Origin of the sequence: Nocardia sp. CA-145437 (assembly GCF_050956485.1) — a bacterium.
GTDB lineage: Bacteria > Actinomycetota > Actinomycetes > Mycobacteriales > Mycobacteriaceae > Nocardia.
On record NZ_CP191204.1, the window covers coordinates 4,298,832 to 4,321,156 of the forward strand.

A 22,325-nucleotide genomic window follows, 5' to 3' on the forward strand; every position below is an offset into this window, starting at 1 on the left:
ACGAACGACGGGGGGATTGCCGGGGCTCCGAGGTGCTGCCCCACCTCGAATGCAGCCCGATAAACGGAATATGCGACACGCCGTTTATTCAGAATGCTCGTTCGGCGACGCACGCAACCGATTCTTTTCGCGATCACGCGAATTCTCGAAGGGTGCGCATCTGCTTTCGACAGAGGAGGCGCATAGCTATGACACGGGATCAAGTCGCCCAAGCGATCATCGCGGAGGGGCAGCGACGTGGAATCAGCCAGCGCGGCATCGTGATCGCACTGGCGACGGGGCTCGTCGAGTCGAACTTGACGGTCTACGCGAATCCCGCCGTGCCGGAGTCCATGCAGCTCGAACACGATGCCGTGGGGACCGACGGCTACTCGGTGGGCGTGTTCCAGCAACAGATCCGGCAGGGCGACAACGGCGAGTACTGGTGGGCGGATTGCGCGACCTGTATGAACCCGACCACGTCGGCAGGGCTGTTCTACGAGCGACTCGCGAGGCTGGACTACAACGGTCCGGATTCACCCGGTTCGTATGCCCAAGAGGTGCAGCGGTCGGCGTTCCCCGATCGCTACGACGAACGCATGTCCGACGCCCAGGAGATCTATGACCGGCTGGCTTCGGTGTCGCCGGGTGGGGAACCGACGGAGAAGGAACTCCCCTACGACAGGTCGATCGTCCCGCAGGAGAGGTTCTTCTGGTGCGGTCCCGCCGCCACCCAGATCGTGTGCAATTCGTGTGGAGTGAATCTCTCCGAGCAATATTTGGCCACCGAGATCGGGACCACCGAGAACGGGACCGATTACGTCGGTTTGATCACTCCGGTGCTGAACAGGATTCTCCCCGCCGCGAAGTATGTCGACACGTACATGCACGACGATCCGCCGACCGGCGCCCAGAAGGACCGGTTGTGGAAGGACATCGTCGGTTCGATCGACGCCGGCTTCGGCGTGGTCGCGAATATCGATGCCCCGCCGAACAACTACCCGCAAGGCGTCAAGGGTTCGGTATCGCCCGTCTACGGCGGCGGTGAAGTGTTCCATTACATCGCGTTGATGGGCTATGACAGCGCCTTCCCGCGTGCGGTGTGGGTCGCCGACAGCGGATTCAGCCCGTACGGGTATTGGATCGGCTTCGATCAGCTCGCGACACTGATCCCCCCGAAGGGCTATACCTCGGCGACCGCGGCCCCGATGCCCACCTTGCCGATCGGAGACGTGTGGATCCAGCTCTTCGGCGACGGCGGAAACAACACACCCGGTACGGGATGGCCCCAGCTGGGCGGGCGAACCCTCGTCGACGAATTCGCCGCGATCGGTCAGAAGCTGAAGATCAGCCGCTTCGCGGCTCCCACCACCGCGGTCAATGTGCCGTTCCCGGCGGGCGTCGACGGTCAGGTCCGCGACGTGTGGATCCAATTCTTCGGCGACGGCGAGGACTTCACACCGGGAACGGGATGGCCGCAGCTCGGTGGCCACACCCTCGTCGACGGTGTAGCCGCCATCGGCCAGAAGCTGAAGATCACCGGATTCGGGGCTCCCACCGGTGCGACCAACGTGCCCTTCCCGACCGGCGCCGCGGGCCAGATCCCCGACGTGTGGATCCAGCTGATGGGTGTGGGCGGCACCGGCTGGCCGCAGCTGGGCGGTCACACGCTGGTCGACGGCGTCGCCGCCATCGGCCAGAAACTGACCATCGACGGCTTCGCACCTCCCGCCGGCCCGACCCAGGTCTCCTTCCCCGCCCGGATCGCCGACCAGGTCAGGGACCTCGAAATCCAGTTGATGGGCATTGCCGGCAATGGCTGGGCGCAGCTGGGCGGTCACACTCTCGTCGACGGTGTCGCCGAGATCGGAAAGGCGACCAAAACGTCTTGACGCGCACGGCGTAGCACTGCCCGAGCGGGGCGGCCGTCAACGGCGACGGCCGCTCCGGCGCGACAGCGGCCACCCGGTGAAACTCGTTGTCACTCAGCTGTCATCGCGGGCCATCCTCCGCCGCACCCATCCACCATGCTTCGAGCTCGTCTTCTTCGTAATACTCCGGCGGCGTGCGCAGCCCGGAGGGCAACTCGAAGGTCGTCGCGCCCGTCCGCAACGCGATCGCCCGAATCTCCCTGAGCGCGGGCATCTCCCAAGGCTCTTCGGTATGGAAGTCCGGCAGCAGGGTGGTCGGCCCCAACGCGTGCCATGTGGCGATCACCCCGATCTCCCCCTCGGCTTCGGCCGCGAGCACGACCTCACGAACCACATCGGCCAGCGCCACGCGCCGAAGCGGTTCGGCGCCGGTCCCCGCGATCAGCCCGACCTCCACCGCACGCCGCCACAATGCCGTCCCCGCATCGCAATACAGATGCGGCGGATCCACGTATCCCTCCTCGAGCCACGCGTCCAGCCCCGACCCGTCCTCGTCGTCATCCACCGCGATGTCCGCGAGCGCCGTGAATTCCTCCAACCCGTCGAAGAACTCACGCCGCCCCGGATAATCCGGATGCGCATCGATCCCGAATCGAAAGCAGTAATCCCGGGCCAGCAAGATCTCCATCACCCTGAACTGCGTGAACGAACAGTCATACCCGCCCTGAAACGAGTACAACCCCCCGAACCAATCCCGAACCCGCCGATCCGCCCCCGGATGCCGCGCATCCAGCACCCAAACCGACCATTCGACCAGATCCTCGATCTCGTGCATCGACACCCGCGCGAGACTACCGGCGACGCCCCGCCGCACCGTCAATCCCTTGGCATCATTCAGGGTCGTGGACTTGGAACGGATCATGGAACAAGCCGATCGCTCCGCGACATTCGACTTGATCCGCAAGCTGGCCGACCCCGATTCGGGCGAGCCGGAACGCGACGGGATCAGCTATGCCCTTCAACGGCTGGGTGATCCGAGGGCCGTCGAGCCGCTGACCCGGATCGGCCTGGACCCGAGCGGTGCGATCGAGGTCCGGCGAGCGGCACTGTCCGTGCTGGAGAGCACCGGGATGTGCCCGGAGGGCGGCGAATTGCGGGCGTGGTGGAACGACGGCGACGACCTGGTCCGCGCCTGTGTTCTCCGGCAGGCCCAACGCACCGAGGCCGATCTACTCGAACCGGTCGCACGCGATCCACGCGATCGGCTGCACAAGCACGCGTTGATCGGTCTCGAGTTCTCCTTCGAGGAACCGCTGTGGCAGGGGTACAAGATCCAGGGCCTCGAGCACCCCGACCCGCGTGTCCGGAAGGCCGCCGCCGACGTCCTGTGCTGGGACGAGCCGGTGGCCGCCGAACCGGCTTTGCATCGCGTCGCCGTCGGCAGCGACACCGAGGCCGCGTGTGCCGCGATCGATACGTTGCGCTATTACCACAGCAGGGCCACGCTGCGGCTGCTCCATGAGATCGGCCGGGGCGACGGCGAAAGGGCTGTCACAGCACGGGCTTCCGAGGTCGACCTGTTGAGCGAGTTCCGGGGCGAGCAATCGGCGATCCGCGAGTGGATCGCTCCCGTGGCCGACCTGCTCGGGTCACCCGAGCCCGCGACCTCGACCGCACGACCGCGGCTCCGTCAACAGCCTCGGCCCGTGCCCTCGGCGGCCGAGATCCTGGCGACCTACTCCGATCCGGACGGACCGTGGGCGCCCAAGTTGTCCATGCTGCGCCGCTACGCCTGGCCCCGGGTTCCCGCCGCCGACCGCCCCGCGATCGCCACCCTGCTCTCCACCCACCCGGACCCCGAAGTGCGCGAAGCGTCCTGCGGCATGCTGGCAATCTGGCACGAGGTGGACGCCCTCCTCGCACTCACCGACGATCCGAACTGCGCTGTCCGCAAATCCGCCGTCTACTCCCTGCGGTTCGTGCCGGCATCCCCCGAGATCGCCACACTCACTTGGAATCTGATCACCTCCGGCGAGGTAGCCAGCACCCGCGGCTACGAGGCCCTCGCCACCTGCGCCGCCCACACCCCACCCGGCGACCTCGACGACCGCCTCATCGACCTGGCCCGCACAGACCTCCGCGAAAGCATCCGCGCCGAGGCGATCTCCCAACTGGGCGACCGCGTCGAACCGCTCCTGCACCTGTTGGCCGAACCACCTTTGGTGACCTGGGCGGTGCACACCCGCCTGCTGGACGCCTGCCGCGGCGCGGGCACGCATATCCCTGACCTCACACCGCTGCGCGAAGTCGACAACTTGCACCTGGCGCTCGCCCTCGCGGATTTCGACGCCCGAGCGTGATACCGGGCCGGGCGCGGCGCCCGGCCGGTTGCTCGACAGCTACCCGGGTCAGCCGCAGGCCGGGGAGGTTTGGTTGGCGAGGGACAGGAGGTTGCAGATCCAGTCCTTCTGGACTTTCCATTTGCCGTCTTCGGCGACGAAGGGGACGACGGCTTGTTGGGGGGCGCCGCCGCCGATGGCGGCCTGGGCGTCGGCGGTGAGGGTGCCGTTGCCGAGGTCGACGACGTTGGTGACGGTGATGGAGGCGTTGTTCTGCTTGTAGGCCTCGATGATTCGGGTCGGGAGGCTCGGGTCGGCCTGCATGCCCTGCATGAGGTCGAGCTTCTCGGCGTCGGGGACGGCGGGGTCGAGGACCTTCTGCATGGCGGTGTTCAGCTCCGTGGCGGACGGAGCGGGCGGGTATGCCTGTCCGGCGGCCGTTTTCGACGTCGAGGACTTGGCGGGCGTGTGGCCCGGGTGCTTCTCACCACTGCCGCATGCCGACAGACCGAGCACGGTCACGACAGCCAACGCCACCACGGCGAAACGTCCACTCTGACGGAGCTTCACTACACATCCTTCACACATTCCGAATACTTCTGTCACACAAGATGACCGTGAGAGGCTCCCGGAACAAGTCGAGGGGGCACTTTCAGTCCGAACCCTCATAATTGCCGCCGATCATCGTGACCGACCGCGGGTAGGTTGGAGCGGTGGCGGATACACGGGAACGGGTCGAGCGTTTCCTGCGTGATCTGGGCGCGGACCGGATTCCGCATCCCGGGGGCACACTGATGACGCATCTCGCGCGGGTCGCCGACCTGCTGGCGCAGTGGGGCGCGGACACCGATGTCCAGTACGCGGGGCTCTGTCACGCGATGTACGGCACCGATGGATTCGATCGGTCGCTGCTCGAGGTGTCCGAGCGGGCGAAGCTGGCCGCCGTGATCGGTTCGCGGGCAGAGGAACTGGTCTATCTCTACGGCAGTTGTGACCGGTCCGCGGTGTATCCGCGGTTGGGCGCGACGCCGACCGTGTTCACCGACCGGTTCACCGGCCGGGAACACGACGTGGACGACGCCGCGCTACACGCGTTCCTGGAGATCACCGCCGCCAACGAGTTCGATGTCATGGTGCACAACACCGAACTCGCGGCTAGGCACGGAGCTTCTCTGTATCAGCTGTTCGCGCGCGCCGCGGATCACCTGTCGCCGGCGGCCCTGCAAGCGTGGCGAAACCACTTCGGGCCACGGTGATCCGAGGCGTTTCCGTCGCGGTTGCCGTGCAGAGCCGGAACAGCAGCAGGAAGAGGCAGTCGATGAGGAACGGGACTGCCAGGAATGCCACGGCGGGGGCCGCGATCAGGAGGAAGCGCAGCCATTCCCTGGGTCCGGCGCCCGCCATGCGGCCGCCGAAGCGGACGGCGGCCCACATCATCCACCGCTGAGGGGTGGAGACGCCGCATTCACGGAGCATGCGGCGGAAGATGCCGTCGGCGTCGGAGCGGCCGACGGGTGCGACCTCGCACAGGTAGTCGTGCAGGATCGCGGCGCGCGTGTAGGCGCCGTAGCGGGGGATCAGCCAGATCAGGGGCCGTGGGACAGAAGCGAAGTCGGTGATGAAACCGACCGGCACACTGAAGGTGTCGGCGGCGGCGCGGTAGGTCAGCGGTGCTTGCAACCGCCACCTGACCGCGTCGACCTCCTCGACGACCACGGCTTGTTCACCGAGGAACGGCATCGAATCCTCCTCGGCGCGATGCGGTGCGGTCGGTCATCGGGGCAGTTCCTGGTTCAGGGCGCCGGCGAGCGCTTTGCAGTGGCCTTCGGCGAGGTAGGCGGTGGTGTGCCGGCCGTCGGTGAGGTAGCCCTTCATCCAGGCCAGCGCGCCGCCCCAGTCCTGCCATCGATCGAGGTTCCACCACGGCTGCATGCTGCGGTTCGTGGCGGTGTCGATCATGTGCTGAGCCCAGCGCGTGGCGGCTTCGGGGGAACTCAGCGAATAGAACTCGGTCATATCGGCCAAGCTGCGCAACGGGTTTCCCGCCGGAAGCGACGTGATCGGGTCGCCGGCGGCGGCGACCCACCAGGTCGGCAGCCCGGTGTCGCGTTCGCCGGAGATCCCCCACCCGCCCGGGTCGATACCGACGCACCGGCCGCGTGGACGAGAAGGGTCGGCGATCAACGCCACACCGCGCACATCCAGTTCCGGATGCTGTCCGGCCGAGATCTCGGCCGCGACATCGCCTGCGATCTGCGCACCCTGCGAATACCCGCCGAGCACAACGGGATTCGGGCTCGCGCCGATCGCGCCGAGCAGCGCCTCGCGCCCCGCCGCGCGACTGTCGGCGTAGGTGCCGGGACTGCCGTACTCGGCGGGATAGTCGACGATGCGAGTGGTGAATTCGGCGGGGTCCAGGTCGTGCAGGAACTCCTCGCTGATGTTGTCGCCGCCGTGCGGGCAGAAGGTGCCGGGCACCATGAGAACGTCGATCATGACCGCACTCCGGAACGCGCGGTGACGATTCCGCAGGCGGCGGCCAACTCGTCGGGCGACAAACCGTCGGCACTGTTCATATCGCAGGGGCCGAACGGGTCGCAGCCCTCCGGCAGTCCACCACCCCACCCCTGCCCGTCGGTGTATTGATGCGCGACCTGCCCCGGCAGTTGCGGATCGTTGCCGTAGCCCGCCGCCACCACGCGCAGTCCCTCGGGACGGGTGGGCCACAAAGACGCGAAGTCGGAGGCATTGGCGTACCCGATGACCCTCCGTGGATCACCGAGCCAGTCGGCGGCCGCCCAATAGGCGCGATTGATCCCGTCGGATTGGTCGCCGGACGGATTGCCGCCCTGTTCGACGTCGAGCATCACGATCATCCGCGGATGCGGTCCCCCCGCCTCGGTCACCATGTCGATGCAGGTCCGCACCGTCTCGTGCCAATTCGGACGCCAGTAGAAGTAGACGATGAAGCACGCCAGTCGCCCGGAATCGGCTGCGGCGGCGGCCCATCGATAATTGTGCGCGAAGTGGTCGTCGCGGATTGTGCCGTCATTGCTGCGAAACGACAGGACTTCGTACGGATAGTCGTCGTTGACGGGCGCCTGAAAAGTGGACACGTCAGCGAACAAGGTGTCGGTCATGAAGTTCTCCCCCAGTACAGATCGGCGGTCTCTCCCACCGCCGATCACGAAGGTAGAACCCGATGCCCCCGATCCACCACGCATTTATTCCGGACCATCGAAAAAGGCGCGGTCACACCGCTTTTCCGAGTTTTCCGGACCGGACGAAGCCGACGGAAGAATGCCCGCCGCGCCGGTCCCGCGGCCTCAGGAACCGAACCAGCGCCGCCGCCGCGCCGCCGCGAATTCGGCTTTCTCCTCGGCGAATTCGGTGGATGGCCCGAGGAACGGGGCGACGGGCGACGGGCCGGAGAGGAAGTCCGCTTCCACCTTCCCGACGAGGCCCCCGCCGAACTCGATGTGGCACGTGCCTTGTCCCAGATACCTGCCGTCGCGGGGACGGTCGTGCAGGTGGGCGATGATGTCGGCGGCGACGGTTCGCGCCGCCGTCTCGGCGAATACGCCCGCCCGGGGCACGGGAGCATCGGCGCAGTCCCCCAACGCGTACACCCCCGGGTAGGGGGTGGCCAGGGTGGCCGCGTCGACGTGGATCCAGCCGTCCACTCCCCCCGCGGTCAGCCCGGAAACCTGCACGACCTCCGGAACCCGGTGCCGGGGGATTCCGATGAACAGGTCGTAGGGCAGGTCCCCGGCGCGCGTCGACGCGGTGTGGGTCGACGGGGCCAGAGCACGCACCCGTGTTCCGGGCGTGTACTCGATGCCGCGGTCGGCGAGTGCGCCGAGGATCGCGGTGTTGGAGCTCGGCGACACCGGAATCGGTGAGTCCATCGGGGTGATCAGTCGCAGGCGGGTCGTATCGCGCAGATCGCGTCGCACGAGCTCCTCGTGGAGCAGCAGCGCGCCTTCGTACGGCGCCGGCGGGCACTTGAACGGGACGCTCAGGATCGACATCAGGATGGTGCCGCCGGTGAAGGCGTCGAGGCGTCGCCGCAGCCGGTGGACGCCCGCGAGCGAGTAGTACTCGTGACCGTCGTCGACGAATCCGGGAGTGGCGGCGCAGTCGTACTCCGCACCGAGCGCGACGACGAGCGTGTCCGGCGCGTACTCGCCTCGGTCGGTGGTGACCGTCCGGTGGGCGGGGTCGATCGCGATGACCGTTTCGCGCCGGAACTCCACGGCCGGAAGGTCGATGGTGTCGTAGGGAATCCGGACCTCGTCGACGGTGCGACCCCGGAACAGCACGTCCAGCTTGGCGAAGCCGAAGACGAAGCCTTCGGCACAATCCAGCAATGTCACCCGGACCTCGTCCGGCACGGACCCGGACAGACCCGCGGCGAGTTCGAGCCCACCGAATCCCGCACCGAGGATCAGAACGGTGTGCATCGTTCGAGTATGCGCCCGATCGCGCCCCCCGTGTGCTCGGAATTTGCGGGGTATGACAGCCGGCAGGTCGCCGCCGACAATGGCGCCGCCCCGCGGGCTATGCCGTGACCGGGTGAATCTTCAGGCTGCAGGTGTCGAGGGCCTCGTCGACCACCCGGGTGTCGGTCGAGTTGGGCGGGGTCACTTGGGTTTTGACGACCTTGGGATCGGATGTGCCGTAGACGCCGCAGGCCACCGATTCGGCGATGGCTCTGGCGGGGTGACCGGACCTGACGACGACGGTGGGTTCGGGGTCGCCGACGGGTTGCGGGCTCATGTAGCCGGAGGTGGTGCGTTCGGCGTGGACGACCTCGCCGGTGGAGGTGGTGAGGTCGAGGCCGGGATAGCCCTTCAGGGTGCAGGCCTGCGCGGGGTTGGCGATGGAGAAGGTGAGGGTGATGCCGTGGTGGCTCATGGCCGCCCCCAGGCCGGTGGCGGTGACATCGACCTGGCCGGGGGCGCAGGCGGCGATCGGGGTGTCGGCGGGGATGGTGGCGGGCCCGGGTCTACCCGTCGGGGCGGCGCCGGGGTTTCCGGCACTCGGGCTACCGGCACCGGGTGAGACGGCCGGGGCCGCGGAGCTCGGCGTCGTGGTCGGGGTGGACCCATCGGTACAGCCGGTGACGCCCGCGATCACCGTGCAGGTCAGGAGCATCGTGAATCCAGTCGAGCGCATCGCCCACCTCCGTCGTCGAATCATCGCAGCCTTTCGAGATCGACTGGGCGACGGGCTCTGTTAACCGCTGCGGCAACAGGTTTCGGACCCGAGCGACAGACCCGAGCACCCACTGGCAGCGACTGTCACAGACAATTTTCGCTCTGGATCTACCGAGCGGTCAGTTTATGAGTTAGCGTTCGCGATGTAACCGTGACCACATCGCACAGTGGCCTGTGCCTCGGGTCACTGTCGATCGAGCACGCGAGAAGACGGGGGTACCGCGATGAGGCGGTTCACGAGTATCCGGCGGTCCAAGCCCGCCGTGGTGCTGGCGGTGACGCTGATGGGGGCGGCCGTGCTGCCCATGCACGGGGCGTCGGCGGATCTGCAGTCCGATATCGCCAATCAGGTGCAGCAGTTCCTGGATGTCGGGCGCACGTCGGTGCCGCGCGCCGACTGCGGACCGGACTCGCTGCCGGAAACCGGTATGCAGGGCGATGTTCCGGCCGACGACCGCAACAGCGGGCGCAGCACGCTGGGGTATCGATGCAACATGTCGTTCGTCGGCGGGTACGTCGGCAAGGGCGCGGGCATCACCTCGACCACCTATGACCACTGCTCCTACACGGGGTCGCTGTTCCCGGGCAATATCCTCGGGCCCGCCCAGGGCGTGCAGGTGCTCGACGTGTCGGATCCGGCGAATCCGGTCGAGACCGGCAGCCTCACCGAGCCCGCCATGCTCGCGGGCACCTGGGAGTCGCTCAAGGTCAACGCCGAACGGAAACTGCTGGTGGGCACCGGCGTCCCGGTCGGCATCGGCGCGGGATTCCTGTCGGTGTACGACATCTCCGACTGCGCGCACCCGCGGCTGCTGAACCCGGGCCCGGGCACGAATCTGCTGATGCCGCTGCCGATCACGACCCACGAGGGCGGCTTCTCCCCCGACGGGCGCACCTACTGGGCCTCGGGCATCGCCCCCGGTTTCGTCAGCGCCGTCGACCTGACCGACCCGACCAACCCGCACGTGATCTGGCAGGGCCTCACCGGCATCGAGGCGCACGGATTCGGCATCAGCCCGGACGGCAACCGCATGTACCTGTCCGCCCTGGGCGGCTTCACCGTCCTCGACATCAGCGCCGTGCAGCGCCGCGACCCGAATCCGCAGGTCCCACACCTGGGCCGGGTGTTCTGGACCGACGGCTGGGCGACCCAGCACAGCATCCCGGTCACCTACGACGGCAAGCCCTACCTGTTCACCGTCGACGAGGGCGGCGCGGGCGGGGTGAAGCTCATCGACATCTCCGACGACACCAATCCCTCGGTGGCGGCCAAGCTGAAGCTGGAGATCAACCTGCCCGAGAACCAGGATTCGGCGATGGCCTCGGCCATGGGCGGTTCGGTGTTCTCCTACGACGCCCACTACTGCGCCGCCGACCGCCCCAACGACCCGACCGCCCTGGCCTGCGCCTGGGAGGAGTCCGGGATCCGGGTGTTCGATGTGCGGGATCCGTTCCACGTCAAGGAGATCGGCTACTTCAACCCGCCCGCCCGCAAGGGCCGCAACCTGGAGTTGTGGAACTCGCCGCACGCGCTGGCCTCGCTGATCGGCCCGCCGATCATGGAGTTCCCGTCCGCCGCGCGGGCGATGCTGGAGGGCAAGTTCGATCCGAACCAGGCACTCTCGTCGCGCACCGGCATGCTGGCCTTCGGCGACCTGTCCACCGACTGGTGCTTCTCGCCGCCGGAGTGGCACGGCAACCAGCTGTGGGCCACCTGCAATGACAACGGGTTCATGGTGCTGCAGCTCGCCGATGACGTCTACACCCCGCCCGCCGACCAGCACTCCGTGGTGGGCTCGTGACGGAAAGCCCGGCCCACCCGCGTGATCGAGTACGGCGACCGCTGGCGATCGCCGTCCTCGTATTCGCCCTGCTCGCCGCCGGGATGCTGCTGCGACCCCTGCTGATTCCCGAGAGCCACTCCGCCGCACCGGTTCTCAGCCCCGTCGAAATCGGTTTCAGTCAGGACATGTCCGCGCACCACCAACAGGCCCTGATCATGGTGCAGCGCCTGGATTCCGGCGTCGACCCGACGGTGCGCCGGCTGGCCCAGCAGATCGCCGATGCCCAGCGCATGGAGATCGGCACCCTGCTCGGCTGGCTGCGCCTGGCCAACGCGGCACCGCAGTCCGCGCATCCGATGGCGTGGATGACCGCGGATTCGGCTGCGGCGCACGACCATTCGGCCCTGGCCACCGGCACCTCCATGCCCGGCATGGCCACCCAGGCCGAACTCGACGCCCTCGCGACCGCTCGCGGCAAGGATGCGGAGGTGCTGTTCCTGCAGCTCATGCTGCGGCATCACCGCGGCGGCGTGGCCATGGCGAAGGCGGCCGATCAGCTGGTCGCGTCGGGTCCGGTGAAGGAGTCCGCGCGCGGCATGATCGCGTCGCAGTCGCAGGAAGCGGGCCTGATGACGATCATGCTCGCGCAACGCAATGCCCAACCGCTGTCGTGAGATTCCCGACCGCCCCTCGCGGCCGTGTCGTGTGCTGTACTGACCGCATGATCGAATCCGGTGGGTCGACCGAGATCGTCGACGCGGTGGTCGAGCGGTCGCTGCTGGGCGGGCCGCGCCGGTACACCCGCACGCAGGTCGCCGCACTGTCCGGGGTGCCCGTCGAGCAGGCCCGGAAATTGTGGGTGGCCCTGGGTTTCCCGGCCGCCGCCAGTGACGACGAAGTGGCGTTCACCGACAACGACGTCGCCGCGGTCCGCGCTTTCGCGGCCCTGAGCGCGGCCGCGCTGACCAATGAGCAGAGCCAGGTCGCGGCCGCTCGCACCATGGGCCAGGCGATGGCGCGCCTGGCCGAATGGCAGGCCGATCTGATCACCCGCGAGGTCGGCGGCCGCCCGGCGGCCGACGACGGCACGACGCCCGGGGAAAGCCGAGACGCCACCGCGCACGCCATCACGGTGCTGGCCGAACTACACGACTACGCCTGGAAGCGGCACCTGGCCGCGGCCCTGAGCCGCACCCACGAATCCGGCAGCGCCACAAGGCCATTGCTGGTCGGGTTCGCGGACATGGTCGGCTACACCCGGCTGTCGCGGCACCTGGACCCCGATGAACTCACCGAACTGCTCGACGCCTTCGAGACCACCACCACCGAGGTGATCACCGCCCACGGCGGCTGGGTCATCAAGAACGTCGGCGACGAGGTCATGTTCGCCGCCGAGCACCCCCGCGCCGGCGCGCGCATCGCCCTGGACATGCACCAGGCGATCGCCCGTGCGGCCCAGACGATTCCGGAGATGCCACAGCTCCGCGTCGGCCTGGCATACGGCCCGGTCCTGACCCGCTTCGGCGACCTCTACGGCACCGTCGTCAATGTCGCCGCCCGCCTCACCGGCGTGGCCCGCCCCGGCACGGTCCTCGCCGACGACGGCGCGGCCGCCCAACTCGACACCGACCCCGACCTGACCCTGCGCCACCTGCGCAGCGTCCGCGTGAAGGGCATCTCCCGCCTGCGTTCCCATGTGGTCCGCGAGCGCAAGCGCCGATAGTCCTGGACGCCGCACGCCCGCCCCCTCCGCCCCTGGCCGCCGCCCGGGCTGTCGTCCCCGCCGCCGTCCCGTCAGCCCGAGATCGATCGGCCCCGCCCCTGATCGGCCGCCACCCACCCACGATTGTCCGCTCCCCCGCCCCAGTGTCTCGCTGCGATACCGGCGGGCCGCTGCTCGGCGACGATTCCGCTTCTCCGCCATCATCTGGGTGCGAAATCTCACGACAGCGCGCGATCCCGGCCTGGGTATCGTCAGTGCTGACCGATCGGCCATGGCGGCCGGGAAAGGTGGGGCTTCGACGATGACCCACGCGCAAGCGCTCACCATCCCCGCACACATCCACGGCTATCCGGAGATCGCGTTCGGTGGGTATCTCGCGGGCCTGCTGGCCGCCCAGTCGGGCGCGGACGCCGTGCGCGTCGACTTCCGGCGTGCGGTCACCGTCGGCACCCCGATCCTGCTGTCGCGTCCCGAGCACGGCCACGCCGCCTTCACCGCCACCGACGACACCCTGCTGGTGGAGGCCGCGCCCACCGCACTCACCCTCGACCCGCGTCCCGCACCGTCGTGGGCGGCGGCGAAATCGGCTGTCGAGCTCAGCTTGTCGGGCAATCGAACGGTCACCGACTGCTACGGCTGCGGGCTGGCCTGCGCGCCCGGCCTCGGGCTGCGCCTGTTCCCGTCGGAACTGCCCGGACTTCAGCAGATGGCCGCCGCCTGGACCCCCGATGCCGGGCTGGCCGACGAGTCCGGCGAACTCCCGTCCGAGGTGGTCTGGTCGGCGCTCGACTGCCCCGGGGGCCGTGCCGCATTCGCCTTCTCCCACATGGGCAGCGGCGCGTTCACCGCCGCCCTCAGCGCGACCCAGCTCCGGCCGATGTATGCCGGGAACGACTACATCTCCCATGCCTGGGTGGTGGGGCGCGAGGGCCGCAAACACACTGTCGGAGTGACACTCTCGACCGCGGACGGCGACCTGTGCGCCGTCTCCGAGGCCCTCTGGATCGAACCGCGCCCGAACTGATCGCCCCCCGCTCGACGCGGCCGGCGGCGACGGAGCGGGCAATTCGCCCGCCCCATCGCGAGATCAGAGGTTGCCGACGGTGTGTTCGAGCCGTTCCGCGACGAGCTGACGAGCCTTCTCCCGCAGGATCGGCCGATATCCGCTGGGGTACACCGGATCCGCGGGAGCGTAGGCCTTCAGGACCTCCTTGGCCAAGGTGATCTTGTGGACCTCGGTCGGACCGTCCGCGATGGCCATGATCTGCGCGTAGGTCATCATGTCGGTGAACGGCAGGTCGGTGCTGACGCCGATCGCGCCGTGCAGGTGCATGGCCCGCTGGGCGATGTCGTGCATGACCTTCGGCATGGCGACCTTGATGGCGGCGATGTCGTGGCGCACCTTGCGGTAGTCCTGCTCCTGGTCGATGCGCCACGCGGTGCGCAGCACCAGCAGCCGGAACTGCTCCATCTCGATCCAGGATTCGGCGATCTTCTCCTGCGTCATCTGCTTGCCGCCGAGATTGCCCTTGCCCATGGGGCGGGACACGGCGCGCTCGCACATCATGTCGAAGGCCTTGCGCACCAACGCGACCGTGCGCATGGCGTGGTGGACGCGGCCACCGCCCAGACGTGTCTGGGCCACGATGAATCCGAGCCCCTCCGCACCCAGCAGCGAGTCCGCCGGGATGCGGACATCGGTGAACCGCAGGTGCCCTTCGTGTTCGCTGAAACCGGGCACCGTGAAGTTCTTCACGATCTCCAGGCCGGGGGTGTCGGCGGGCACGATGAACATCGACAGCCGCTGATGCGGCGGCGCGTCCGGGTCGGTCACCGCCATGACGATGTGGAAGGTGGCGAATTCGGCGGCGGAGTTGAACCACTTCTCGCCGTTGATGACCCACTCGTCGCCCGCGCGCACCGCGCGGGTCTGGAACGCCGTCGGATCCGATCCGCCGGTCGGCTCGGTCATGACGTAGCAGGACCCGATCTCGCCGTCGAGCAACGGCCGCAGGTACGTCGCCTTCTGCTCGGGCGTGCCGAAGTGCGCGAGGATCTCGGCGTTCCCCGAATCCGGCGCCTGACAGCCGAACACCAGCGGCGCCCACTGCGAGGTCCCGAGCACCTCGTTGAGCAGCGCCAGCTTCAACTGCCCGTAGCCGGGGCCGCCGAGTTCCGGCCCCAGGTGGCAGGCCCACAGCTCCTGCTCCTTCACCTTCTCCTGCAGCGGCCGCATGAGCGCCCGGATCTCCGGGTTGGTGCGGTCGTACGGGTTCGGGTAGATCAGGTCGAGGGGTTCCACCTCGGTCCGGACGAACTCCGCGACCCAGTCCAGTTTCTTCTGATACTCCGGATCGGTGCCGAAATCCCAAGCCATGGTCAGCCTTTCGTGGTCTTGCGCGGTTGGATGAGTCCGTCCAGGACGGTGGTGCAGAGGATGCCGGCGATCTCGTCGGGCGTGTGCTGCCCGCCGGGCCGGTACCAGAAGGTCACCGAATTGAGCATGCCCAGCACGCCATTGGTGACCACGTGGTCGGCGGTGCGCAGCACGCCCGCCGCGGTGCCCGCGTCGATGACCTGCTGCCACAGGTTCTGGATGCGGTCGCGCAGTTCCTGGAGTTCACGCGCCCGGTCACCGCCGAGCGCGGACACGTCGCGCAGCTGGATGGCGACGGCGGCGCGGTTCTCGATGATCATGACCACGTGCGAGTGGATCAGCCTGCGCAGCTTGGTGACCGGATGATCGGGGCCGTGCGCGATCTGCTCGGCCTCGCCCAGCATGAGCCGGGTGTAGTCGCCGAGGATCTGCCACAGCAGTTCCTCCTTGGACCCGATGTGGTAGTACAGCGCCCCGCGCTGCACTCCGGCACGATCCCCGATCTCGGCGACGCCGGTGCCGTGGAAGCCCTGCTCCGCGAACAACTCCAGCGCGGCGGCCACGATCCGCTCCCGGGTCTCCCCCGGCCCGGCCGCGGAGGCCGGCGGGCGGCCGCGGCGGCGGGCCGGGACGGCGGCGGTCACCGGAATCCACCGTCCAGGGCGAGGGTCGCGCCGGTGCAGTAGGCGGAGGCGTCGGAGGCGAAGAACAGCGCCGCCCCGACGATGTCGGCGGGAACGCCGAGGCGGCCGAGCGCGGTGTGCCGGGCCAGTTCGGTGCGCATCTCCGCGGGCCACGCCTGGGCGATATCGGTGTCGAAGGGCCCGCAGCGAATCGTGTTGACCCGCACCGCCGGTCCGTAGGTGTGGGCGAAGCCCCCGGTCAGCGTCTCGAGCCCGGCCTTCGCGGCCGCGTACGGCACCGCGAGCGGTTCGGGGTGCGCGGCTTCGACCGAAGATATATTGACGATCGATCCCCCGCCCGCCGCCGCCATGCGCGCTCCGATGAGCGCCGAAAGCCGGAACGGCCCCTTCAGATTGGTGGCGATCACCTTGTCGAACATGGCCTCGGAAACCTGGTCCAAGCTGGGATAGAGCAGCGACATCCCGGCGTTGTTCACCAACACGTCGACACGCCCGAACTCCGCATAGGCTGCGTCGGCGAGCGTCTCGCACTGCCCCCAATCGCCCACATTGCAGGCCACGGCCAGAGCGCGCCGCCCTGTGGCGTCGCGCACTTCCCGTGCCAGTTCCTCGCACGCGTCGAGCTTGCGGCTGGCGATCACGACGTCGGATCCGGCGGCCGCGAACGCGCGCACCATCTCCCGCCCGAGCCCCCGGCTGCCGCCTGTTACCACAGAGACCTTGCCCGACAAGGCTTTTCCCATGAATCGCACCTTCGCGTCGCGCCCCCGAAAAATGTTCCAACCAGTACATTAAATGTACTGATCGATACAATCAACCCCCATCGGCCGAGGCTCGAACCGCGAGGGCCGGGGAATACCGCCGAGTAACCGCGAGTAATATGACGGGCGTACTTTTTCCACCCGGCTTCTCGAAATGAGGCAATAGATGACAGAGCGGATTCAGGTCGGCGGGCTGCAGGTTGCCAAGGTGCTCCACGATTTCGTGGAGAACGAGGCCCTCCCCGGCACCGGTGTTGATTCCGCCGCGTTCTGGTCGGGTGCCGAGGCCGTCATCAATGACCTCGCCCCCCGCAACCGCGCACTGCTGGCGGAACGCGACGACATCCAAGCCAAGATCGACGAGTGGCACCGCGCGAACCCGGGCGCAGGCTACGACAAGGCTGCCTACAAGCAGTTCCTCACCGAGATCGGCTATCTCCGTCCCGAACCGGCCGACTTCCAGATCGGCACCGAGAACGTGGACGCCGAAATCGCCACCCAGGCCGGACCGCAGCTGGTCGTGCCGGTGATGAACGCCCGCTTCGCCATCAACGCCGCGAACGCGCGCTGGGGCTCGCTCTACGACGCCCTGTACGGCACCGACGCCATCTCCGAGGCCAACGGCGCGGAGAAGGGCTCGGGCTACAACAAGGTCCGCGGTGACAAGGTCATCGAGTGGGCCCGCAACTTCCTCGACGACGCGGTGCCGCTGATCACCGGCTCGCACGTCGGCTCCACCAAGTACTCGATCGAGGACGGCGAGCTGGTGGTCGGCCTCGAGGACGGCACCGAGATCGGCCTGGCCGACAACGATGCCCTCGTCGGCTACCTGGGCGACCCGGCCAACCCGACGTCGGTGCTGCTGAAGCACAACGGGCTGCACATCGAGATCCAGATCGACCCGTCCTCCCCCATCGGCTCCACCGACACCGCCGGTGTCAAGGACCTGGTGCTGGAGTCCGCGGTCACCACGATCATGGACTTCGAGGACTCGGTCGCGGCCGTGGACGCCGAGGACAAGGTCCTCTGCTACCACAACTGGCTGGGCCTGATGAAGGGCGACCTGGCCGAGACGGTCACCAAGGTCGGCAAGACCTTCACCCGCACCATGAACCCGGATCGCGTCTACACCGCGATCGACGGCGGCGAGCTCGTGCTGCACGGCCGTTCGCTGCTGTTCGTCCGCAACGTCGGTCACCTCATGACCTCCGACGCGATCATCGACGCCCAGGGCAACGAGATCCCCGAGGGCATCATGGACGGCCTGATCACCGTCCTGATCGCCAAGCACGCCCTCGACGCCGCCGGCGACGAGACCGCGCTGCGCAACACCCGCACCGGCTCGATCTACATCGTGAAGCCGAAGATGCACGGCCCGGACGAGGTGGCCTTCACCAACGAGCTGTTCGGCCGCGTCGAAGAGGTCGTGGGCCTGCCGGTCAACACCCTCAAGGTCGGCATCATGGACGAGGAACGCCGCACCACGGTGAACCTGAAGGCGTCCATCTTCGCCGCCAAGGACCGCGTGGTGTTCATCAACACCGGCTTCCTGGACCGCACCGGCGACGAGATCCACACCTCCATGGAGGCCGGGCCGATGGTCCGCAAGGCCGAGATGAAGGGCCAGCAGTGGATCAAGTCCTACGAGGACTGGAACGTCGACACCGGTCTGGCCACCGGCCTGCCCGGCAAGGCGCAGATCGGTAAGGGCATGTGGGCCATGCCGGATCTGATGGCCGAGATGCTCGTCCAGAAGATCGGCCACCCGAAGTCCGGCGCCAACACCGCCTGGGTGCCCTCGCCCACCGCCGCCACCCTGCACGCCACCCACTACCACCTGGTGGACGTGTTCAAGCGGCAGGCCGAGATCGCCAAGGGCGGCCCGCGCGCCACCGTCGACGAGATCCTCGAGATCCCGCTCGCCCCGAACACCGACTGGTCCGCCGAGGAGATCCAGCAGGAGCTGGACAACAACTCGCAGGGCATCCTCGGCTACGTGGTGCGCTGGATCGACCAGGGCGTCGGCTGCTCGAAGGTGCCCGACATCAAGGACATCGGCCTCATGGAGGACCGCGCCACCCTGCGCATCTCCAGCCAGCTGATGGCCAACTGGCTGCGCCACGGCATCGTCACCGAGAAGGACGTCATCGCCTCGCTCGAGCGCATGGCCCCGGTCGTCGACCGCCAGAACGCCGGCGACTCGTCGTACTTCGCCATGGCTCCGGACTTCAACGCCTCCATCGCCTTCCAGGCGGCGAAGGAACTGGTCCTCGAGGGCACCACCCAGCCCAACGGCTACACCGAGCCGATCCTGCACCGCCGCCGCCGCGAGGCCAAGGCGTTCAACAAGAGCGTGTAGGAATCAGCCGCTTCGGCGCATGACAGGGAATCCCCGGTCGACCACGGTCGACCGGGGATTCTCCTTTTCCCGGGTCTGCCCCTGAAATCCGGGGCAGCCGGTCATGTGTGAAACGTGTTGATTCCAAATATGATCCGGCGATGATCAACTCCTCGCGGATCGCTCGCGCCGGGCTGCTCGGCGCGCCGGCGCTCGCGCTGCCATTGCTGTTGACCCCGACCGCCCATGCCGCCATCGACAATTTCGGCGTCGATTGCGGGACACCCGCGGTGCCCTGCCACGTATCGATCACGACCAAGGGGGCCGACCGGCTCAGCCCGGTGACCTTGACGGTCAACGGCACCGTCATCGGTCAGGACACCCCGTACACCAGCGCAGACGGGCTCAATGGGTTCGCGCAGATCACCTGGACCCCACCGGCCGTGGGCGCGTACACCTTGACGGTCACCCAGGGCGCCTCCTCGCGTTCGGTCAATGTGAGCATCTGCCCGAAGAATCCGTCGACCTATCCCGACATCTCGTTCTCGCCGGGATCCGCCGTGTCGAGCGCGTGCGGCATCATCGGCAGCGCCGTGAACTCCGGCTCCGCGTCGGGTTCGGCGGCTGCCGTGCTGCCGATCTTCAGCGGCTCCGCGGGCATGTGATCGCGCTTCGACTTCGTTTGAGCTGCAACGGAATCCCCGGTCGACCCTCGTCGACCGGGGATTCCCCATTTCGCAGCAGGTCCGATACGCTGCGCAGCGTCAATCACCCCGAGCATGAGGATTTATCGATGGGTTCTGCCGTTCTCGAGATCGTCAATGTCATCCTGACCCACGTCAACGCGACCGTGTCGTGGTTCACCTCGGGCTCGGCGGGCCCGATCCCGCTGTAAGACCGCGCGGACGACAGCGCGAACCCCTCCACCATATGGACGGCGGAGGGGTTCGGGCGTTTTCGGATCAGAGGGCGGCGGAGGCGGTGGCGAATTCGCCGGCGGAGGCCAAGGCGGCGTCCTCCTCGACCTCGTGCGGGGTCAGGCGACGGCCGGTGTGACCGAGGCCGAAGCCGGCCAGCAGCGCCGCCACCGCGAAGAAGGCCGCGCCCGTCAGGAAGGCGATGCGGTAGGCGCCTTCGGCCGGGAGAGAGATCACCGCACCATTGGGCAGGGCGTGGCCGAGGGTGTCGCTGGTGAGGATGGTGACGACCAGTGCGCTGCCGATCGCGCCGCCGACGGTGCGCATGATCGAGTTGATCGAGTTGGCGATGCCGGTCTCGTGCGGCGCCACATTGGCGACCAGGAGAGCGGGCATGGCGGCGTAGGCGATCGCGATGGCGGCGTTCGCGATGATCAGTGCGACAACGACTTCCGAGCTGGTCGAGTGCACCAGCGCCAGGGCAGTGAGCGCGCACAGGCCGATGACGCTGGCGAGCAGCAGGACATAACGGGCGCCGATCCGCCCGACCAGGCGACCGGCGATCGGGCCCATCACCACCGAGACCACCGCACCCGGCAGCATGAAGGCCACACTGGTACGCAGCACCGAGGCGTCGAAGCCGAAGCCCGCCAGCGCCCGCGGCGTCGCCACGAAGTAGGTCGCCCCGAGGAACACGCTGAACATCGCGAAACCGACGCAGAAGCTGGCCAGATTGGTCACCGCGACCGGGCGATGCGCCAGCAGCGAGGTCGCCACCAGCGGCGACCGCAGCTTCGACTGCAGCACCAGGAACCCGGCCAGCACGACCACCGCGGCGATGAACAGCCCGATCACCCGGGCGCTGCCCCAACCCCATTCGTGCCCTTGGGAAATCGGCAGCAGCAAGCAGACCAGACCGACACCGAGGACGGCGGCCCCCACGTAGTCGACGCGACCGCCCTGACCCGCGCGCCGCGGCAGGGTGAAGAACGCCAGCGCCAGCACCACCACCGTCAGCACGACGCACAGCCAGAAGATGCGACGGTAATCCGCGCCGCCCTGCGTCAGCAGACCCGTGGCCACCAGCGCGACACCACTGCCCACGCCCAGCGTCGACGCGGTGACGGCCAGCGCCCCGGTCAGGCGCTCGGCGGGAAGTTCATGGCGCAGCACGCTGATCGCCAGCGGGAACAGTCCGAAACTGGCTCCCTGCAAGGCCCTTCCGACGATGAGCAGATCGATGCTGTGCGCCGAGGCCGCGATCACGCTGCCGGCCAGCGTCACCGCCAGCGTCGCCAGGATGACCGGCTTGTGTCCGTAGACATCACCCAATCGCCCGAGCAGTGGTGTCAGCGCCGAGGCGGCCAGCATGGTCGCGGTCGTGACCCATCCGACGGTGGTCGCCGAGACACCGAGCTGCGTCCCGATCTGCGGCAGCGCGGGCACGGGCAGGGTCTGGGCCATGGCCAGAAGAAACACGGTGCTGGCCATGGTCAGCACGATCGCGGTCGGCGACGGGGAACGCCGATGCTCGAGCAGGGAGGTCATTCGTGGAACCCTACGACGGAATCGACACAGTGTCGATTATGATAGACGCCACGTCCATTGCAGGAATGGAACTCGAATAGGGTGAACACATGGCGCAGCAGGGCGGACGCAAGGTGAACCAGACCCGAGTCACGACCCAGGATCTGCGCCGCCGCGGCGCCGTGTCGAAGGGTGATCAGCGCGAGGCCGAGATCCTCGACGCGACCCGCCGGCTGCTGACCAAGAAACCGATGGCCAACTTGACCGTCGACGACATCACCACCGCGACAGGCATTTCGCGCACCAGCTTCTACTTCTATTTCCCGTCCAAACACGCGGTACTCGCCCGCCTGATGGAGGACGTGAGCGACGGCTACGCCAAAACCCACGTCTGGCTGCCGTCCACCGGCCCGCAGCGCGAACTCCTGCGCACCCAGCTCGCGGGGACGGCCGCGATCTGGCACGACAACAGCACGATCCTGGTCTGCTCACTGGAAGGTTACGACAACAATTACCCCCCGCTGACCGAATTCATCGCCACCATCCAGAACCGATTCACCAGCGCGCTGGCCGCCAAGATCGAGCGCGACCGCGCGGCCGGCCTCGCTCCCGAGGGCATCGACTCGGCAACGCTGGCGACTCTCGTCACCCTGATGCGCGACGGCCGGCTGTCACAGTTGTCCGCGGCGCCCCCGAACGAAGTGACTCGCGGCCTCGACGACCTCACCGAAGCGATCCTGCGCCTGATCTACGGCCGACTGGACTGACCGTGCCGATAGCTGCCCCGTATGGCATCTACCGGGACCAGGGCCCCGCGCCTGCCCGCCGACCTTGCTGATTCACCTG

General features: G+C 68.0%; 21 protein-coding genes. 10 read left to right on the forward strand and 11 right to left on the reverse strand.

From position 1 onward, the window contains the following. The first annotated feature begins 32 nt into the window (after window positions 1-32). Window positions 33-1,871 (forward strand): C39 family peptidase, encoded by a 1,839-nt coding sequence (locus ACQPYY_RS20035; protein ID WP_433590537.1) that lies wholly within the window; start codon window positions 33-35, stop codon window positions 1,869-1,871. A 100-nt stretch (window positions 1,872-1,971) separates the two neighbouring features. On the opposite strand, the gene ACQPYY_RS20040 is transcribed toward ACQPYY_RS20035, so the two are convergent. Further along, on the reverse strand, window positions 1,972-2,772 hold the full coding sequence (locus ACQPYY_RS20040; protein WP_433590538.1) for a hypothetical protein: 801 nt from the start codon (window positions 2,770-2,772) through the stop codon (window positions 1,972-1,974). Here ACQPYY_RS20040 and ACQPYY_RS20045 point away from each other — a divergent pair. Next, complete coding sequence (locus ACQPYY_RS20045; protein ID WP_433590539.1) at window positions 2,771-4,210, forward strand: hypothetical protein; 1,440 nt, start codon at window positions 2,771-2,773, stop codon at window positions 4,208-4,210. The genes ACQPYY_RS20040 and ACQPYY_RS20045 overlap by 2 nt on opposite strands. Before the next feature lie 48 nt (window positions 4,211-4,258). On the opposite strand, the gene ACQPYY_RS20050 is transcribed toward ACQPYY_RS20045, so the two are convergent. Beyond that, window positions 4,259-4,759: a hypothetical protein gene (locus ACQPYY_RS20050; RefSeq protein WP_379103999.1), complete on the reverse strand. Its 501-nt coding sequence runs from the start codon at window positions 4,757-4,759 to the stop codon at window positions 4,259-4,261. A gap of 143 nt (window positions 4,760-4,902) precedes the next feature. Here ACQPYY_RS20050 and ACQPYY_RS20055 point away from each other — a divergent pair, with 143 nt between their 5' ends. Next, a complete protein-coding gene (locus ACQPYY_RS20055; protein ID WP_379104001.1) occupies window positions 4,903-5,445 on the forward strand; it encodes a DUF6817 domain-containing protein in 543 nt (180 codons plus the stop codon). On the opposite strand, the gene ACQPYY_RS20060 is transcribed toward ACQPYY_RS20055, so the two are convergent. The 5 genes from ACQPYY_RS20060 to ACQPYY_RS20080 form a co-directional block, all read right to left on the reverse strand. Next, window positions 5,345-5,929: a DUF1353 domain-containing protein gene (locus ACQPYY_RS20060; protein ID WP_433590540.1), complete on the reverse strand. Its 585-nt coding sequence runs from the start codon at window positions 5,927-5,929 to the stop codon at window positions 5,345-5,347. The two genes, ACQPYY_RS20055 and ACQPYY_RS20060, sit on opposite strands and share 101 nt — an antisense overlap. Window positions 5,930-5,962: 33 nt before the next feature. Continuing rightward, complete coding sequence (locus tag ACQPYY_RS20065) at window positions 5,963-6,685, reverse strand: alpha/beta fold hydrolase (RefSeq protein WP_433590541.1); 723 nt, start codon at window positions 6,683-6,685, stop codon at window positions 5,963-5,965. Continuing rightward, window positions 6,682-7,329 carry a hypothetical protein gene (locus ACQPYY_RS20070; protein ID WP_433590542.1) on the reverse strand — a complete coding sequence of 216 codons (648 nt, stop codon included), beginning with the start codon at window positions 7,327-7,329 and terminating at the stop codon, window positions 6,682-6,684. The genes ACQPYY_RS20065 and ACQPYY_RS20070 overlap by 4 nt, the downstream gene beginning before the upstream one ends. Before the next feature lie 186 nt (window positions 7,330-7,515). Continuing rightward, window positions 7,516-8,652 carry an NAD(P)/FAD-dependent oxidoreductase gene (locus ACQPYY_RS20075; RefSeq protein ID WP_433590543.1) on the reverse strand — a complete coding sequence of 379 codons (1,137 nt, stop codon included), beginning with the start codon at window positions 8,650-8,652 and terminating at the stop codon, window positions 7,516-7,518. Between the two features lie 97 nt (window positions 8,653-8,749). Next, window positions 8,750-9,367 carry a DUF4232 domain-containing protein gene (locus ACQPYY_RS20080; RefSeq protein ID WP_433590544.1) on the reverse strand — a complete coding sequence of 206 codons (618 nt, stop codon included), beginning with the start codon at window positions 9,365-9,367 and terminating at the stop codon, window positions 8,750-8,752. Between the two features lie 265 nt (window positions 9,368-9,632). On the opposite strand from ACQPYY_RS20080, the gene ACQPYY_RS20085 reads away from it, so the two are divergent. The 4 genes from ACQPYY_RS20085 (at window position 9,633) to ACQPYY_RS20100 (ending at window position 13,939) form a co-directional block, all read left to right on the forward strand. After that, entirely contained in the window at window positions 9,633-11,210 is a 1,578-nt protein-coding gene (locus ACQPYY_RS20085) for an LVIVD repeat-containing protein (protein ID WP_433590545.1), read from the forward strand. Between the two features lie 83 nt (window positions 11,211-11,293). Next, on the forward strand, window positions 11,294-11,866 hold the full coding sequence (locus ACQPYY_RS20090) for a DUF305 domain-containing protein (protein WP_433594688.1): 573 nt from the start codon (window positions 11,294-11,296) through the stop codon (window positions 11,864-11,866). 47 nt (window positions 11,867-11,913) lie between these two features. After that, entirely contained in the window at window positions 11,914-12,915 is a 1,002-nt protein-coding gene (locus tag ACQPYY_RS20095; protein WP_433590546.1) for an adenylate/guanylate cyclase domain-containing protein, read from the forward strand. Window positions 12,916-13,216: 301 nt separating this feature from the next. After that, window positions 13,217-13,939, forward strand: a complete 723-nt coding sequence (locus ACQPYY_RS20100) for a PaaI family thioesterase (protein WP_433590547.1) — start codon at window positions 13,217-13,219, stop codon at window positions 13,937-13,939. A gap of 63 nt (window positions 13,940-14,002) precedes the next feature. Here the strand turns inward: ACQPYY_RS20100 and ACQPYY_RS20105 are convergent, their stop codons facing one another. Genes ACQPYY_RS20105 through ACQPYY_RS20115 form a run of 3 tightly spaced genes read right to left on the reverse strand, consistent with a single transcriptional unit; the run spans window position 14,003 to window position 16,679 of the window. Then, complete coding sequence (locus ACQPYY_RS20105) at window positions 14,003-15,292, reverse strand: acyl-CoA dehydrogenase family protein (RefSeq protein ID WP_379104024.1); 1,290 nt, start codon at window positions 15,290-15,292, stop codon at window positions 14,003-14,005. 2 nt (window positions 15,293-15,294) lie between these two features. After that, window positions 15,295-15,936 (reverse strand): TetR/AcrR family transcriptional regulator, encoded by a 642-nt coding sequence (locus tag ACQPYY_RS20110; protein WP_433590548.1) that lies wholly within the window; start codon window positions 15,934-15,936, stop codon window positions 15,295-15,297. Further along, window positions 15,933-16,679 (reverse strand): SDR family NAD(P)-dependent oxidoreductase, encoded by a 747-nt coding sequence (locus ACQPYY_RS20115; protein ID WP_433590549.1) that lies wholly within the window; start codon window positions 16,677-16,679, stop codon window positions 15,933-15,935. Before ACQPYY_RS20115 ends, ACQPYY_RS20110 begins: the two co-directional genes overlap by 4 nt. Before the next feature lie 184 nt (window positions 16,680-16,863). On the opposite strand from ACQPYY_RS20115, the gene ACQPYY_RS20120 reads away from it, so the two are divergent. Together ACQPYY_RS20120 and ACQPYY_RS20125 are read left to right on the forward strand one after the other, a co-directional pair. After that, window positions 16,864-19,056, forward strand: a complete 2,193-nt coding sequence (locus tag ACQPYY_RS20120) for a malate synthase G (RefSeq protein WP_433590550.1) — start codon at window positions 16,864-16,866, stop codon at window positions 19,054-19,056. Between the two features lie 140 nt (window positions 19,057-19,196). Continuing rightward, entirely contained in the window at window positions 19,197-19,700 is a 504-nt protein-coding gene (locus ACQPYY_RS20125; RefSeq protein ID WP_379280341.1) for a hypothetical protein, read from the forward strand. Window positions 19,701-19,997: 297 nt separating this feature from the next. Here the strand turns inward: ACQPYY_RS20125 and ACQPYY_RS20130 are convergent, their stop codons facing one another. After that, a complete protein-coding gene (locus tag ACQPYY_RS20130) occupies window positions 19,998-21,500 on the reverse strand; it encodes an MFS transporter (protein WP_433590551.1) in 1,503 nt (500 codons plus the stop codon). Window positions 21,501-21,589: 89 nt separating this feature from the next. On the opposite strand from ACQPYY_RS20130, the gene ACQPYY_RS20135 reads away from it, so the two are divergent. Beyond that, complete coding sequence (locus ACQPYY_RS20135) at window positions 21,590-22,246, forward strand: TetR/AcrR family transcriptional regulator (protein ID WP_379104038.1); 657 nt, start codon at window positions 21,590-21,592, stop codon at window positions 22,244-22,246. The last annotated feature ends 79 nt before the right edge of the window (window positions 22,247-22,325 follow it).